16 protein-coding genes are annotated in these 14936 nt (G+C 71.5%); 7 read left to right on the plus strand and 9 right to left on the minus strand.

Annotated features, from left to right (window positions below):
• Nucleotides 1-113: 113 nt before the first annotated feature.
• Nucleotides 114-1541 (plus strand): M20 family metallopeptidase, encoded by a 1428-nt coding sequence (locus tag WFI16_RS04055; RefSeq protein WP_419896504.1) that lies wholly within the window; start codon nt 114-116, stop codon nt 1539-1541.
• A gap of 45 nt (nt 1542-1586) precedes the next feature.
• On the opposite strand, the gene WFI16_RS04060 is transcribed toward WFI16_RS04055, so the two are convergent.
• Nucleotides 1587-1919 (minus strand): DUF1491 family protein, encoded by a 333-nt coding sequence (locus WFI16_RS04060; RefSeq protein WP_419896505.1) that lies wholly within the window; start codon nt 1917-1919, stop codon nt 1587-1589.
• A 181-nt stretch (nt 1920-2100) separates the two neighbouring features.
• Here WFI16_RS04060 and WFI16_RS04065 point away from each other — a divergent pair, with 181 nt between their 5' ends.
• A complete protein-coding gene (locus WFI16_RS04065) occupies nt 2101-2292 on the plus strand; it encodes a hypothetical protein (RefSeq protein WP_419896506.1) in 192 nt (63 codons plus the stop codon).
• Nucleotides 2293-2350: 58 nt separating this feature from the next.
• Here WFI16_RS04065 and WFI16_RS04070 read toward each other — a convergent pair whose 3' ends face one another.
• On the minus strand, nt 2351-2896 hold the full coding sequence (locus tag WFI16_RS04070) for a cytochrome b (protein ID WP_419896507.1): 546 nt from the start codon (nt 2894-2896) through the stop codon (nt 2351-2353).
• Between the two features lie 31 nt (nt 2897-2927).
• Here WFI16_RS04070 and WFI16_RS04075 point away from each other — a divergent pair, with 31 nt between their 5' ends.
• Complete coding sequence (locus tag WFI16_RS04075; RefSeq protein ID WP_419896508.1) at nt 2928-3893, plus strand: hypothetical protein; 966 nt, start codon at nt 2928-2930, stop codon at nt 3891-3893.
• Nucleotides 3894-3915: 22 nt separating this feature from the next.
• On the opposite strand, the gene WFI16_RS04080 is transcribed toward WFI16_RS04075, so the two are convergent.
• From WFI16_RS04080 to WFI16_RS04090, 3 genes are all read right to left on the minus strand, one after another.
• Nucleotides 3916-5349, minus strand: a complete 1434-nt coding sequence (locus WFI16_RS04080) for a mannose-1-phosphate guanylyltransferase/mannose-6-phosphate isomerase (RefSeq protein WP_419896509.1) — start codon at nt 5347-5349, stop codon at nt 3916-3918.
• 115 nt (nt 5350-5464) lie between these two features.
• Complete coding sequence (locus WFI16_RS04085) at nt 5465-6967, minus strand: tripartite tricarboxylate transporter permease (protein WP_419896510.1); 1503 nt, start codon at nt 6965-6967, stop codon at nt 5465-5467.
• Between the two features lie 15 nt (nt 6968-6982).
• Nucleotides 6983-7576 carry a hypothetical protein gene (locus WFI16_RS04090; protein ID WP_419896511.1) on the minus strand — a complete coding sequence of 198 codons (594 nt, stop codon included), beginning with the start codon at nt 7574-7576 and terminating at the stop codon, nt 6983-6985.
• A gap of 443 nt (nt 7577-8019) precedes the next feature.
• Between WFI16_RS04090 and WFI16_RS04095 the strand changes: the two genes are divergently transcribed.
• Complete coding sequence (locus WFI16_RS04095) at nt 8020-9216, plus strand: M20 metallopeptidase family protein (protein WP_419896512.1); 1197 nt, start codon at nt 8020-8022, stop codon at nt 9214-9216.
• A gap of 75 nt (nt 9217-9291) precedes the next feature.
• Nucleotides 9292-10278, plus strand: coding sequence for a ketopantoate reductase family protein (locus WFI16_RS04100; RefSeq protein ID WP_419896513.1), 987 nt, complete (start codon nt 9292-9294; stop codon nt 10276-10278).
• Here the strand turns inward: WFI16_RS04100 and gluQRS are convergent.
• On the minus strand, nt 10257-11120 hold the full coding sequence (gene gluQRS, locus WFI16_RS04105; RefSeq protein ID WP_419896514.1) for a tRNA glutamyl-Q(34) synthetase GluQRS: 864 nt from the start codon (nt 11118-11120) through the stop codon (nt 10257-10259). The genes WFI16_RS04100 and gluQRS overlap by 22 nt on opposite strands.
• A 51-nt stretch (nt 11121-11171) precedes the next feature.
• On the opposite strand from gluQRS, the gene WFI16_RS04110 reads away from it, so the two are divergent.
• The gene (locus WFI16_RS04110; protein ID WP_419896515.1) at nt 11172-11846 is read left to right on the plus strand and encodes an alpha/beta hydrolase; all 675 of its coding nucleotides are present in this window, start codon (nt 11172-11174) and stop codon (nt 11844-11846) included.
• 260 nt (nt 11847-12106) lie between these two features.
• Entirely contained in the window at nt 12107-12637 is a 531-nt protein-coding gene (locus WFI16_RS04115; protein ID WP_419897146.1) for an HNH endonuclease, read from the plus strand.
• 72 nt (nt 12638-12709) lie between these two features.
• Here WFI16_RS04115 and WFI16_RS04120 read toward each other — a convergent pair whose 3' ends face one another.
• From WFI16_RS04120 to cysE, 3 genes are read right to left on the minus strand one after another with little or no spacing between them, the layout of a single operon-like run.
• Nucleotides 12710-13381 carry a hypothetical protein gene (locus WFI16_RS04120; RefSeq protein ID WP_419896516.1) on the minus strand — a complete coding sequence of 224 codons (672 nt, stop codon included), beginning with the start codon at nt 13379-13381 and terminating at the stop codon, nt 12710-12712.
• 52 nt (nt 13382-13433) lie between these two features.
• The gene (locus WFI16_RS04125; protein WP_419896517.1) at nt 13434-13934 is read right to left on the minus strand and encodes a disulfide bond formation protein B; all 501 of its coding nucleotides are present in this window, start codon (nt 13932-13934) and stop codon (nt 13434-13436) included.
• Nucleotides 13934-14785: a serine O-acetyltransferase gene (gene cysE / locus WFI16_RS04130; RefSeq protein ID WP_419896518.1), complete on the minus strand. Its 852-nt coding sequence runs from the start codon at nt 14783-14785 to the stop codon at nt 13934-13936. The genes WFI16_RS04125 and cysE overlap by 1 nt, the downstream gene beginning before the upstream one ends.
• Nucleotides 14786-14936: the final 151 nt, after the last annotated feature.

Raw genomic sequence — 14936 nt, forward strand, 5'->3', positions numbered from 1 at the left:
TTAAGAACGGGCCGCCGGATATCGACAAGGCGGCGCGCTGGACGCACCCTGCCGGTCGCATACTGCCGCATCCTGCCACCCCTTGTCTTGCCTATCCGGCGCGGAGACCGTCCATGCAGAATACCCAAGAAATCTGGCGCCTGGTCGAGGACCATCAGGACGACCTGATCGGCCTCAGCGACCGCGTCTGGGAGATGCCGGAGCTGGCCTATGCCGAGCACCGCTCCGCTGCCGAGCACCGCAGGATGCTGGAGGAGAAGGGCTTCCGCATCACCGACAATGTCGCCGGCATCCCGACCGCGCTGATGGGCGAGGCCGGCGAGGACGGCCCGGTGATCGCCATCCTCGGTGAATACGACGCGCTGCCCGGCCTCAGCCAGGAGGCCGGCATCGCCGAGCACCGGCCGGTCGAGGGCCAGGGCGGCGCCGGCCATGGCTGCGGCCACAACCTGCTGGGCGCCGGCGCGCTGCTGGCGGCGACGGCGGTGAAGGACTTCCTGGCGAAGAACGGGTTGAAGGGTCGCGTCCGCTACTATGGCTGCCCGGCGGAAGAGGGCGGCGCCGCCAAGGCCTTCATGGTGCGCGACGGTGCCTTCAAGGATGTCGACATCGCCATCTCCTGGCACCCGGCGCCGTTTGCCGCGGTGAACGAGGCGAAGTCGCTGGCCAATTGCCGCATCGACTTCTCCTTCGTCGGCCGGTCCAGCCATGCGGCGGCGGCGCCGCATCTGGGCCGCTCGGCGCTGGATGCGGTCGAGCTGATGAATGTCGGCGTCAACTACATGCGCGAGCACATGCCCTCCGACGCGCGCATCCACTATGCCTATCTGGATGCCGGCGGCATCGCGCCGAACGTGGTGCAGGGCACCGCCAAGGTGCGCTACCTGATCCGCGCCACCGACCTGCCGGGGCTGCAGCAGCTGATCACCCGGGTCCGCAAGATCGCCGATGGCGCCGCGCTGATGACCGAGACGACGGTGACCACCAAGACCGTCTCGGCCGTTTCCAACCTGCTGGGCAACACGCCGCTCGAGCGCAGCATGCAGGACCAGCTGGAGCGGCTCGGCCCGCCGCCCTTCGACGAGGCCGACCGGGCGCTGGCCGCCGAGTTCCAGAAGACGCTGTCGGACGAGGACATCGCCAGCGCCTTCCGCCGCATGGGCGTGCCGGTGCGGCGCGGCGTGCCGCTGGCCGATGAGATCATCCCGCTCGAGGCCAAGGGCGCGGCGATGGTCGGCTCGACCGATGTCGGCGACGTCTCCTGGGTGGTGCCGACGGTGCAGGCGCGCGGTGCCACCTATGCCATCGGCACGCCGGGCCACAGCTGGCAGCTGACCGCGCAGGGCAAGTCGGCGCTGGCCCACAAGGGCATGGTGCATGTGGCCAAGGTGATGGCGGGTGTCGCGGTGGATGCGCTGCAGGACCCGCAGCTGATCGCCAAGGCCAAGGCCGACCTGGCCGCCCGCACCGCGGTCGACCCCTATGTCTGCCCGCTGCCCGACGACCTGGTGCCGCCGATCAAGATGGCGATGCCCAACTGACAGAAATAGAAGGGGGTCCGGGGGGATACCTCCCCCCGGCCTTGCCTAAAGAATCTTCGCCTCAAACGGCGGCAACAGGTCCGGCGCCTCGAATTCAAGAACCCAGAGATCCGGGTCCCGCTTCACCTGCCGCGCCACATAGGCCTCGGCCTCGGGTTCCGGCACCGGGTCCTTGCCGGTCCCGCGCATCCAGGCCGCCCGGCCTTCGCCGTCGCGCACCTGGGACAGCACCATGCAGCCCGCGCGTCCGCGCAGCACGCAGAGGATGCCGCCCGAATCCGGGTCGCCCTTGCGCAACACCATGCCGGGCTGGCCGGCGATATCGGCCAGCCGCAGGGCCATCTGGGCCCAGAGCCCGGCCTTCACTTTCGCTTCCATCCCCCTAGCCTGACGCCGGCGGAGCGGGATGCAAGCCCTGGTTCGCACGGGCCCCGCTTCTGCCGGACGCGGGCGGCAAAATGCGCTTGCGATCCTGGCGCCGGCGCGGCAAGCACCCGCTGGCTGGGATCGATGCGGGGGTTTTCGAGCGATGGCGGTTCAGGTGCAGGAACGGGCGAAGATGACCGAGGGTCAGCGCGCCTATGAGGCGAAGCGCGCGGCCAAGGCCGGCGTCAGCCTGGAGAAGTGGCTGTCGATGAAGGTGCAGGAGCGCGAGCAGCTGGTGGCCAAGGCGACCGCCGCGACCGCGCCGGCCAAGAAGCCCGGCTTCTTCGCCCGGCTGATGGAGCGCGCCACCAAGCCGATCGGCTGAGCCATCGCGGAGCGGGCGGTGCACCCTGCCGGCCAGGCGGCCGGCGGCCACCGCGCGCTCACAGCATCCGCCGCAGCGTGTCGTCGCCGCGGCGGCGATGGTGCCAGAGCGCGGCGGCGGCGTGCAGCGCCACCAGCCCGCCCAGCGCCAGCGCCATCCAGCCGTGCAGGGCGGTCAGCCGCGGCGCCAGCGCCTCGTCCGGGCCGATCGGGCTGGGGATCGGCAGGATGCCATATGCGGTCAGCGGGAAGCCCCAGGCATTGGTGGCCAGCAGCCCGACCACCGGCATCGCCAGCAGCAGGGCGTAGAGCGCCGCATGGGTGGCCCAGGCCACGCGGTGCAAGGGCGCCGGCAGGGCCGGGGTGATCGGCGGCGGCGGATGCCGCAGCCGCCAGAACAGCCGCAGCAGGGTGACCGGCAGCAGGGTCAGCCCGATGCTTTCATGCAGGTTGTACAGAAGCAGCTTGAAGGCCTCGTCCTCGGGGGCCGCCCAGCCCAGCCAGAGGCCGAGAAGACCCACCAGGATGAGCGCCAGCACCGTCGCCCAGTGCAGCAGCCGGGCCAGGGCGGTATAGCGGGACGCAGGCGGGGCAGGGGTGCGCATGCGGGGTCCTCCGTTGACGGATGATGCACCGATGATCGCGGCGCATGCGGATTGGAGCATCGATCCGCGCAAGCGCTGGGTCAGCATTGCGCGACGGCGGCGCAAGCCCCGCGGCGGCGTCGAATGGCGCGCCGAGGCGCCCCGGCCGGTGGGCGACCCCGCCGTGCTGACCGCCGGGCTGCTGGCCGAGGGGGTGGCGCTGGCCTTCGGCCTCGACCTGCCGCTGGGCCTGCCGCGCGGCTTCTGCGCCGGCCGCCGGGAGGCGGATTTCCCGGACTTCCTGCGCGGGCTGGTGGCGCGGCCCGATTTCTTCCTGGTCAGCCCGACGCTGGAGACCGTCTCGCCCGAGCGCCCCTTCTATCCGTCGCGCGGGGTGAAGGGGATGACGCGGCTGGCGCATGCGGCGGCGCTGGGGCTGGAGGATGCGTCGGCGCTCAGCCGGCTCTGCGACCGCGCGACGATGGAGCGGCCGGCCGGCGCCCCGGTGTTCTGGACGCTGGGCGCCAACCAGACGGGGAAGGGGGCGATCGGCGCCTGGCGGGACTGGCTGGCGCCGGCGCTGGCGGGCGGCGCGCCGCTGGCGCTCTGGCCGTTCCAGGGCGGGCTGCACGCGCTGCTGGCGCCGGGCCGGGCGGTGCTGGCCGAGGTCTATCCGGCGGAGGCGATGCGCCATCTCGGCGTGACGCTGCCGGGCAGCAAGCGGCTGCCCTCGGCGCGGCGGGCGGCGGAAGGCGCGCTGGGCGCGGCGATGGCGCGGCTCGGGGTGCGGCCATCCGCGGCGCTGAAGCAGGCGATGGCGGCGGGGTTCGGGATGGATGCCGCCGGCGAGGACCGGTTCGACAGCCAGCTCGGCCTGCTCTGCCTGATCGCGGTGCTGGAGGGCGCGCGGCCCGACTTCATCCCCGACGATCCCTGGGTGCGGCGCTGGGAAGGCTGGGTGCTGGGGCAGACGGCGCTGCCGCGCCCGGGACCGGGCGGGACGCCGGCGGCAGGATAGCCGCCAGCGTCACGTCACCGCGTCAGGCGCGGCCGTAGGTGTCCTCGAAGCGGACGATGTCGTCCTCGCCGAGATAGGAGCCGGACTGCACCTCGATCAGGGTCAGCGGGATCATGCCCGGATTCTCCATGCGGTGGACGCAGCCGAGCGGCAGGTAGATCGACTCGTTCTCGCGCAGCATGATGCGCTCGGCATCGCGCTCGACGATGGCGGTGCCGGCGACCACCACCCAGTGCTCGGCGCGGTGGAAGTGCTTCTGCAGGGAGAGCTTCTCGCCCGGCTTGACCGAGATCTTCTTCACCTGGAAGCGGTCGCCCTTGATCAGCCCCTCGTAATGGCCCCAGGGGCGGTACATGCGGCGATGCTCGCTGGCCTGCGGATGGCCCTCGGCCTTCAGCTGCTCCAGCAGCTTCTTGACGTCCTGGGCGCGGTCGCGGTGCATGGCCAGCACGGCGTCGTCGGTGACGACGAGCACCGCATCCTCCAGCCCGACGACGCCGGCCAGGATCCCCTCGCTGCGCACGTAGCAGTTCTTCGCGTCATAGAGGGCGACCGGGCCCTTGGTGGCGTTGCCGGCGGCGTCCTTCGGCGAGACCTCCCACAGCGCCGCCCAGGAGCCGACATCGGACCAGCCGAGATCGGCCGGCACCACGGCGGCATGGGCGGTCTTCTCCATCACCGCATAGTCGATCGAGATGTCTGGGGCGGCGGCGAAGGCCGCCGGGTCGAGGCGGATGAAGTCGAGGTCGCGGGTCGCGCCCTCCACCGCGCTGCGGACGGCGGCCAGCAGCTCGGGGGCCAGGCGCTCCAGCTCGGCCAGCAGGGTGGCGGCGGTCGCCACGAACATGCCGGAGTTCCAGAGATGCCGGCCCTCGGCCAGGAAGCGGGCGGCGGTCGCGGGATCGGGCTTCTCGACGAAGCGGGCGATGGCGGCGACGCCCTCCAGCCCGTCCAGCGCCGGCCCGGCCTCGATATAGCCGTAGCCGGTCTCGGGGGCGGTGGGCTTCATGCCGAAGGCGACGATGCGGCCGGCGCGGGCGGCGGCGGCGGCGCGGGCCAGCGCCTCGTGCAGCGCCGGCGTGTCGCTGATCGCCGCATCGGCGGCCATCAGCCAGAGCACGTCATGCGGATCGGCTTCCTGCGCCAGCAAGGCGGCGGCGGCGATGGCGGGGGCGCTGTTGCGCGCCACCGGCTCGAGCACGATGCGGGCGTCCTTGACGCCGGCCTCGCGCAGCTGCTCGGCGACCAGGAAGCGGTGCGCCTGGTTGCTGATCACCAGCGGCTCGGCGAAGCGGGCGCCGGTGGCGCGGGCGACAGTGTCCTGCAGCATGGTCCGCTGCGACAGCAGCGGCCAGAACTGTTTCGGGAAGGCCTCGCGCGATAGCGGCCACAGCCGGCTGCCGGTGCCTCCGCACAGGATTACCGGAACGATGCGGCGCTGCGCATGATCAGCCATCAACCCACTCCATGCCCGAATAGCGCAAGCATACGCCAAGCCGGCCAAAAGAAAAGCCGCCCCGGTTTTTCAACCGGAGCGGCTTCATGACAATTGCGGCAGAGGTAACCGGCGGTCAGCCCGCCATCGCCGCTTCCTTCTTCTTGCGCAGGCCGGGCAGCAGCATCAGGCCGAGCGCCAGGGCGGCGACCACCAGCAGGGTGGCGCTGATCGGGCGCTGCATGAAGATCATCGGGTCGCCACGCGACAGCAGCATGGCGCGGCGCAGATGCTCCTCCATCATCGGGCCAAGGACGAAGCCGACCAGCAGCGGCGCCGGCTCCATCTTGATCTTGGCGAAGACGTAGCCGAGGACCGCGAAGAACACCGTCTGGTAGACGTCGAAGACGCTGTTGTTGATCGAGTAGACGCCGATTGCGCAGAAGGTGAGAATCGCCGGGTACATGTACTTGTACGGCACCTGCAGCAGCTTCACCCACATGCCGATCATCGGCAGGTTGATGACCAGCAGCATGACGTTGCCGATCCACATGGAGCAGATCAGGCCCCAGAACAGGTCGGGCTGCGCCTCGACCATGCGCGGGCCCGGCTGGATGCCCTGGATGATCAGCGCGCCGACCATCAGCGCCATCACGGCGTTGGAGGGGATGCCCAGCGTCAGCAGCGGGATGAAGCTGGTCTGCGCGGCCGCGTTGTTGGCGGCTTCCGGACCGGCCACGCCCTCGATGGCGCCGTTGCCGAACTCGTTGCGGCCCTTCGACATCTTCCGCTCCATCATATAGGAGCCGAAGGAGGCGAGGGACGCGCCGCCGCCCGGCAGGATGCCGAGGACGGAGCCGATGACGGTGCCGCGGATCACCGAGGGGGTGGCGCGCTTCCACTCTTCCTTGGTCAGGAACAGCGAGCCCACCTTGGTCGAGAGCACGCTGCGGACCTCGGGGTTCTCGAGGTTCAGGATGATCTCGGAGATGCCGAAGACGCCCATGGCGATGGCGGCGAAGTTCAGCCCGTCGGACAGCTCGGGGATGCCGAAGGTGAAGCGCTGCTGGCCGGTCTGCACGTCGGTGCCGACCAGGCCGAGCGCCACGCCCAGCACCACCATGCCGACCGACTTGATCACCGAGCCCTGCGCCAGCACGGCCGAGATGATCAGGCCGAGCAGCATCAGCGCGAAGTAGTCGGCCGGGCCGAAGGAGAGGGCGACCTCGGTGAGCAGCGGGCCGGAGGCGGCGACCAGGATGGTGGCCACCGAGCCGGCGAAGAAGGAGCCCAGCGCCGAGATGGCCAGCGCCGCGCCGGCGCGGCCGTTGCGCGCCATCTTGTAGCCCTCCAGCGTGGTCACCACGGAGGAGACCTCGCCGGGCAGGTTCAGCAGGATGGCGGTGGTCGAGCCGCCATACTGCGCGCCGTAGTAGATGCCGGCGAGCATGATGATGGCGGTGGTCGCCGGCTGCCCGAAGGTGATGGGCAGCAGGAGGGAGATGGTGGCGACCGGGCCGATGCCCGGCAGCACGCCGATGGCGGTGCCGATCAGCGCGCCGAGCAGGGCGAAGAGAAGGTTATCAAAGCTGAGCGCGACGCCGAAGCCGTGCGCCAGATTGGCAAGAAGCAGTTCCATGGTGTCTTCGCGCCCTCAGAAGACCGGCCAGACATTCACGCGGATGTCGAGCTCGTAGATGAAGACCCACCAGCACAGCGCCAGCAGGAACACCACGCAGGCGGCGACGCCGAGCGGCCGGTGCGTCGGGTCGGCAAAGGCGGAGACGACCACGAGCGCGGTGATGGCCAGCATCAGGCCGCCCTGTTCCAGCAGCACGCCGAAGATGCACATGGCCAGCAGGATCATCGCCAGCGGGCGCCAGGCCGGGCTGATCGCCAGCACGGCGAAGCCGATGCTCAGGGCGATGCCCAGCGCATACCAGTTGGCCTGCAGCGCCGGCATGGCGGCCAGCAGCGGATAGGCCACGAGCGTCACGCCCATGCCGACGAACAGCGTGACGAAGTCGATCTTCGTCCACTTCTCCAGCGGGTCGGAGCCGCCGAAGAGGGAAGTGCCGAGCACGATGGCACCCAGGCCGAATTCCAGCCAGAACACGAGCATCGGCATGTAGCCGGGGCCCATGCGTCGCGCCGAGCCTAGTGTGTGCTCGGTGTTCAGCCACAGGCCGATGACCGCCAGAGCCAGCAACAAGATGCCGGAGGCAAGGTCTTTTGCGTTGATCCTCATGCCGATTCCTTCTTGAACCCCACGCGCGGCAGGCACGCGCCCGTCATCGTCACCATGCGAAAGGCCACGGCACCGCGCCGCAGCCGCCTGGCCTTGCGGCCAGCCGAGATCGAGGGCCCCGCGCCGAGGCGCAGGACCGGTCGAGGTCAGAATGCAGGCTGTGCGTCAGGTGACACGCCACCAAGGACCGGAAGCGACCAACAGGCCTCCTGGTCCGGAATCACTGCCAGACCGGCCGATCCGGAATCGCTCCAGATCCGGATTAACGGTGCCGGCACCCAATTCCACCCCTCCCCCCGATGCGGATTGCGGGGCAACCTATGGCACGGAAATGTGCGGCGGCAAGGCGCCATCCATTCATTAACAAAAGTTCACGTTCGCTGCGACGCAACAAACGATACCGCTGCCCTGCCGCCTCTCGCTGAAACGGGAAGTTCTCCACGATGACAAACGAATTTCTGTTCAATGACCCCGCCGGCCCCTTGCGCGAGGCGGCGGCGACCCTGGCGCCGCAGCTGATCGCGCTGCGCCGCGACATCCACGCGCATCCGGAACTGGCCTTCGAGGAAGTGCGCACCGCCGGGCTGGTCGCCGCCGAGCTGTCGCGGCTGGGAATCGCCCACCGCACCGGCATCGGCCGCACCGGCGTGCTGGGACTGATCGAGGGCGGCCAGCCGGGGCCGACGCTGGCGATCCGCGCCGACATGGACGCGCTGCCGATCCATGAGGAGACCGGGCTGCCCTTCGCCTCGTCGGTGGACGGCAAGATGCATGCCTGCGGCCACGACATCCACACCGTCACCCTGCTCGGCGTCGCCGCCATCCTGAAGGAGCTGGCGCCGCGCCTGGCCGGCCGCGTCGTGCTGGTCTTCCAGCCGGCGGAAGAAACCCTGCAGGGGGCGGCGGCGATGATCGCCGATGGCGCGGCCGAGGGCATCGACATGGCGCTCGGCTTCCACAACCAGCCGGAATACGCAGTCGGCCGATTCGCCTATGTGCGCGGCGCCTGCCTGGCGGCCTCCGACCTGTTCGACCTGACGCTGCGCGGCCGCTCGGGCCATGCGGCGCATCCCTATGCCGCGGTCGATCCGATCGTGGCGGCGGCGCATTTCGTGACCCAGGCGCAAACCGTCGTGTCGCGCGAGGTGAAGCCGCTGCATCCGGCGGTGGTCACCATCGGCCAGTCGGTGGGCGGCACCACCTATAACATCATCCCCGAGCGGGTGTCGCTGAAGGGCACGGTGCGCACCCTGCACACCGAGGCGCGCGACCTGGCCGAGGCGGCGCTGCGCCGGCTGATCGCCGGCATCGAGACCGGCATGCGCGTCTCGGCGACGCTGGAATACCGCCGCATGGTGCCGCCGCTGGTCAATGCCGACAGCGTGCTGGAGCCCGCGCTGGCCTCGCTGAACGCGCAGTTCGGCGCCGAGGCGGTGTCCGAGGGCCAGCCCAGCATGGGCTCCGAGGATTTTTCCGCCTTTGCCGAGCGCGTCCCTTCGGTGCAGCTGTCGATCGGCTCCGGCACCGCGGGCCGCGACGACCGCCTGCACAATGCGGACTACCAGCCGGACGAGGGCTGCATTCCGGCCGGCGTCGAGGCGCTGTCCCGGGTGGCGCTCGATCTCCTGACGCGCCGCTGAGGATCAGAAAAAAGATGGGGGTCCGGGGGAATTCCTTCCCCCGGCCTTTTTCTTTTCTTGAGTAGGACGGGTGACATGAAGATTTGCGTATTCGGTGCCGGTGCGATCGGCGGTCATGTGGCGGCCCGCCTGGCCTTGGGCGGTGCCGAGACCTCGGTCGTCGCCCGCGGCGCGCAGCTGGCCGCCATCCAGGCGGACGGCCTGACCGTCGAGGCCCCCGACGGCACCCACAATCTGCGCGTCGCGGCCGGAAGTGCCGCCGAGCTCGGCCCGCAGGATGCGGTGATCGTGACGGTGAAGGCGCCGGCGCTGCCGCAGGTGGCCGAGGCGATCGCGCCGCTGCTGGGGCCCGACACCACGGTGGCCTTCGTGATGAACGGCATCCCCTGGTGGTATTTCGACCGCCATGGCGGCCCGCTTGACGGCCGCCGCCTGCCGGTGGTCGATCCGGGCGAGGCGCTGCGCCGGGCGGTCGGCATCGAGCGGACGCTGGGCGGCGTGGTCTATTCGGCCTGCACGGTGACCCGCCCCGGCGTCATCAAGGCCGAGCACGCCAACAACCGGGTCATCCTGGGCGAGATCGACGGCCGCGATTCGCCGCGCGCCCGGGCGATCGCGGCCTTCCTGACCAAGGGCGGCATTTCCGGCGAGGTGACGGGCGAGATCCGCCGCGAGATCTGGATGAAGCTGATGGGCAACCTGGCGCAGGGGCCCTTCACCATCTTGTCGCGCCAGGGCATGGCGGGGACGCTGGCCGATCCGGCGGTGCGCGCCGCCATCCGCCGCGCGATGGAGGAGGCGATGGCGGTGGCCGCCGGCCTCGGCCAGGGCTTCGAGTTCGAGCTGGACAAGCGGCTGGCCGGCTCGGCCAAGCTGGCGCACAAGCCGTCCATCCTGCAGGACCTGGAGCTGGGGCGGCCGATGGAGATCGACGCGCTGTTCCGCGTGCCGCTGGAGCTGGCGCGGCTGGCCGGGGTCGAGACGCCGACGCTGGACCTCTCGGTCGCGCTGGCCACCCAGGCGGCGACGGCGGCCGGGCTCTACACCCCCGCCGCGGCCTGAGGGGCGAGCGCCATGGCCCGGACGGCGTCCGGGCTGTGGCCGGCCTCGCGCAGCGCGGCCAGGGTTGGGGCCCTGTCGCGCTTCGACAGCCGCCTGCCATCGGCGCCGAGCAGCAGCGGATGGTGGGCACAGCGCGGCGCCGGCCAGCCCATCAGGTGCTGCAGCAGCCGGTGCAGGTCGGTGGCCGGCAGCAGGTCCACGGCGCGGGTGATGCAGGTGACGCCCTGCAGCGCATCGTCATGGGTGACGCAGAGATGGTAGCTGGCCGGCGTGTCCTTCCGCGCCAGCACCACGTCGCCGAAGCGGGCAGGGTCGCAGCGCCGGCGCTGCCCGTGCTCCAGGAAGGCGAGGGGGCCGCGCGTCCGGGCCAGCGCCGCCGCCATGTCGAGGCGGAGCGCATAGGCATCCCCCGAGGCGATCCGGTCGGCCCGTTCGGCGGGCGACAGCCGCCGGCAGGTGCCGGGATACAGAAGACCATCGGGGCCGTGCGGGGCATGGCCGATGGCGGCGACCTCGCGGGCGATGTCGGCGCGGGTGCAGAAGCAGGGATAGAGCAGGCCCTCGCCCGAGAGCCTTTCCAGCACGGCGCGATACTCGGCAAAATGCTCGGACTGGATGCGGACGGGGCCGTCCCAGTCGATGCCCAGCCAGGCCAGGTCCTGCAGGATGCCGGTGGTGAATTCGGGGCGGCAGCGGACCGGGTCGATATCCTCGATCCGGAGAAGGAAGCGGCCGCCGGCCTCGCGCGCGGCGCGCCAGCCCCGCAGGGCGCTGTGCGCATGCCCCAGATGGAGCGCGCCGGTGGGGCTCGGGGCGAAGCGCGTGACGAAGGTTGCGGCCATCACCGATCGCGCGTAGCGGATGCGGCCTGACCGCAGCAAGGGGGGCGCCGCATGGCCGCATTGGATGGATTGCGCTGGGGACCGGCCTCGGGCGGCGCGCCGAAGCTGATCGTCTTCCTGCTGCACGGCTATGGCGCCGATGCCAACGACCTGATCGACCTGGCCCCCGGCTGGGGGCGAAGCGTGCCCGAGGCCCTGTTCATCGCCCCGCACGCGCCGCTGCCCTGCGAGGCCGGGCCCTATGGCCGGCAATGGTTCAGCCTGCAGGACCGCAGCCCGGCCCGGCTGCTGGCCGGCATCCAGGTCGCCCGCCCGCTGCTGGACCGCGCCATCGCCGCGGAATGCGCCGCCGCCGGACTGCCGGAATCCGCCGTCGTGCTGATGGGCTTCAGCCAGGGGGCGATGATGGCCCTCGACACCGGGCTGCGCCGCGCCGTGCCGCCGGCCGCCATCCTCGCCTATTCCGGCCGGCTGATCGCGGAAGACCTGCTGGCGGCCGAGCTCAGGGGCCGCCCGGAGGTGCTGCTGGTCCATGGCGAGGCCGACGAGGTGGTGCCCGTCCAGGCCAGCCGCTCGGCCGAGGCGGTGCTGCGCGCGGCAGAGGTGCCGGTCGAGGCGCTCTACGTGCCGCGGCTCGGCCATGGCATCGACGATGCCGGCCTGTCCTTCGGCGGCCTGGCGCTGCAGCGCGCCGCGGCCGGGCTGGAGGCGCCTTCCGCCTCCTGAAGCGCCCGCCTGGGTGACAGCCCCGTGAAACCCGCGCGGCCGGATGTTGCACCGGCTGCCGGGGGCTGGCATGACTCCATCGCACACCGGCGGCGCCACGACATCTGGGGCCTGCCCGCCCGGTCCGGCCCCAGGGGTTGAGGCGCGCAGCTTGAAAGGAGCGGCGCTTGCCTGACGGGTTGGCTGTTTCCGGCCAGGGTGGGACTGTCCCGCCCGGCCAGGGTGGAGGTCCGGGTGCCGCCTTCGGCAGCTTCCCGGCGCTGGTGCTGAACGCCGATTTCCGGCCGCTCTCCTATTTCCCGCTATCGCTCTGGTCCTGGCAGGATGCGGTGAAGGCGGTCTATCTCGATCGCGTCTCGGTGCTCTCCGAATACGACACCATGGTGCGCTCGCCGCGCCATGCCGTGCGCCTGCCCAGCGTCATCGCGCTGCGCGAATACATCCCCTCGGCCCGGCGCCCGGCCTTCACCCGCTTCAACGTCTTCCTGCGCGACAGCTTCTCCTGCGTCTATTGCGGCGAGGAGCGGCCGACCCAGGAACTGACCTTCGACCACGTCATCCCGCGCAGCCGCGGCGGCCGCACCAGCTGGGAGAACGTCGTCACCGCCTGCGGGCCCTGCAACCTGCGCAAGGGCTCCAGGCTGCCGGCCGAGATCCGCATGTTCCCGCGCCGCGAGCCGCGCCAGCCGACCGGCTGGGAACTGCAGGACAACGGGCGGATGTTCCCGCCGAACTACCTGCATGAGAGCTGGCGGGATTATCTGTACTGGGATACCGAGCTCGAAGGCTGAGAAAGCAAGGCCAGGGGAAGGAATTCCCCTGGACCCCTTCTTCTTTCTGTCGGTGCTGCCGCGCGCGACAGCTCAGGCGCGGGGCAGACGGCGCAGCAGCTCGGGGGGCAGCTGCTGTTCCTCGGGGGCTTGCGCGGGAGGGACGGCGGCGGGCTCGGCGGGCAGGCCGAGCAGGCTCTCGATCGCCTTGCCGCCGAATTCGGCGACCACCCGCTGCACCAGCTCCAGCTGGTCGGGGCGGTGGCCGGTCACCATCTGCACCCGCACCACCTGGCCCTGCAGCCCCGTCGCGCAGGTCAGGTTGCGCAGCACGCTGTCCCGGCCCAGCAGGCGGATGTCGACGCAGCGCAGCAGCGGCTGCCCGCCCTGCCGCCCGATCGAGAAATCGCTGCCGCGCTCGGCGCGGATCTGCGGCAGGTTGCCGGCGAAGCCGAACATCGCCGTCGCCTCGGCATTCAGCACCGCCCGCACATCCAGGGAATCGGGCGTGTCGGTCAGCCCCTGCACCGCCGGGCGCGGCTGCACCGTCACCCGGATCAGCGGGCCCTCGCTGCCGCCGGCGCGATAGGCCCGCGCCAGCATGCCGGCCGGCGGCGCCGGCGAGGCCTCCGCCGGGACGGCGACGAAATCATTGATCCGCCCGGGAAGCTGGTCGAGCAGCGCCTGCCGCGGCTGCGCCGCCTCCCGCCCGGCGCAGGCGGCGGTCAGCAGCAGGAGCAGCAGCGCAATCGGGCGGAAGGGCATGGGCCGGGTCCAGGCAGAGGCCCAGGCATCATGCGCCAGCGAAGCGCCCCCGTCAGCGTCCTTCGGCACCGCCGCCGGCGCGCCGCGTCGCGAACCACAGCGTCAGCCCGCCGAGGCCGAGCGCATAGAGCAGGTTCATCGCCGCCATCGACAGCGGCAGGCCGGGGATCAGGAAGGTCGGCTCGTCACAGGGCTTGGCCGGAGCGGCGGCCAGGCTGTTCATCATCTCCTCCACCGTCCGCGCGGCGCCGGCATGCGGCGCCGCGCAGCCGGGCAGGGGGGAGGGCCACCATTTGAATTCGACGCCGACATGCACCGCGGCGACCACGGCCGAGGCCAGCACGGCGATGCCGGCGAGTCCTGTCAGCACCCGGGCCAGCTTCGGCTGGCGCATCGCCATCACCGCCATCAGGGCGAGCAGCGCCGCGACCCAGTAGGGGCCGCGCTGCCAGAGGCAGAGCAGGCAGGGGTTCAGCCCGCCCCAGCGCTCGGTGGCCATGGCCAGCAGCGGGGCGGCGGCGGCGAGCAGCGCCACCAGCAGCGAGAGCGGCATCAATCCTCGTTCGGGTCCAGCAGCTGGTCCATGGCGCGCGACGGCTCGGCGCAGGCCTGGCCGACCACCCGCGCCGGCACGCCCGCGACGGTCGAGCCCGCCGGCACCGGCTTCAGCACCACCGAGCCGGCGGCGATGCGGGCGCAATGCCCGACCTCGATATTGCCCAGCACCTTGGCGCCGGCGCCGACCAGCACGCCCTGGCGGATCTTCGGATGGCGGTCGCCGCTCTCCTTGCCGGTGCCGCCGAGCGTGACACCCTGCAGGATCGAGACATTGTCCTCGATCACCGCGGTCTCGCCGACCACCAGCCCGGTGGCGTGGTCGAGGAAGATGCCGCGGCCGATCCGCACCGCCGGGTGGATGTCGGTCTGGAACACCACGGAGCTGCGCGACTGCAGCCAGAGCGCCAGGTCGCGCCGCCCCTCGACCCAGAGCGCATGTGCCAGGCGATGCGCGCAGAGCGCGTGGAAGCCCTTGTAGTAGAGCAGCGGCTCCAGCGCCCGGCTGGTCGCCGGGTCGCGGTCGACCACCGCCATGATGTCGCTGCGCACCGCCTCGCGCAGCGCCGGGTCCTCCTCCAGCGCGCGCTCCAGGCTGCGGCGCAGCAGGGTGCCGGGCAGGTCGGCATGGTCCAGCCGGTCGGCGACGCGGCTGGAGAGCGACGATTCCAGCGTGCCATGCTGCAGCACGGCGGCGTGCAGGAAGCCGGCCAGCTCCGGCTCGCGCAGCGCCGCGGCCTCGGCCTCCTGGCGGATCCGCGACCAGACCGGGTCGAGCATGCCAGGGGCCTCGCGAAGTCCGTCGCGATCACCATCCGGCGGCGTCGGGGTGGGCAGAACCTGGTTCATGCAGAAGCTCCTGACGCGGCGCGCCCCGCCCGCTCCGCACCGGAGACGCCAGGACGGGCCGCCGCAAGGGTCGCGGGGCCTTTGACCGGAACCTTGTCCCGTCCGGCCGCCGGGTCAAGCGCCAGGGCGGCTGGACCGTGCGGCGCCGCAC

It is taken from the genome of Roseomonas sp. USHLN139 (genome assembly GCF_037145735.1).
GTDB lineage: Bacteria > Pseudomonadota > Alphaproteobacteria > Acetobacterales > Acetobacteraceae > Pseudoroseomonas.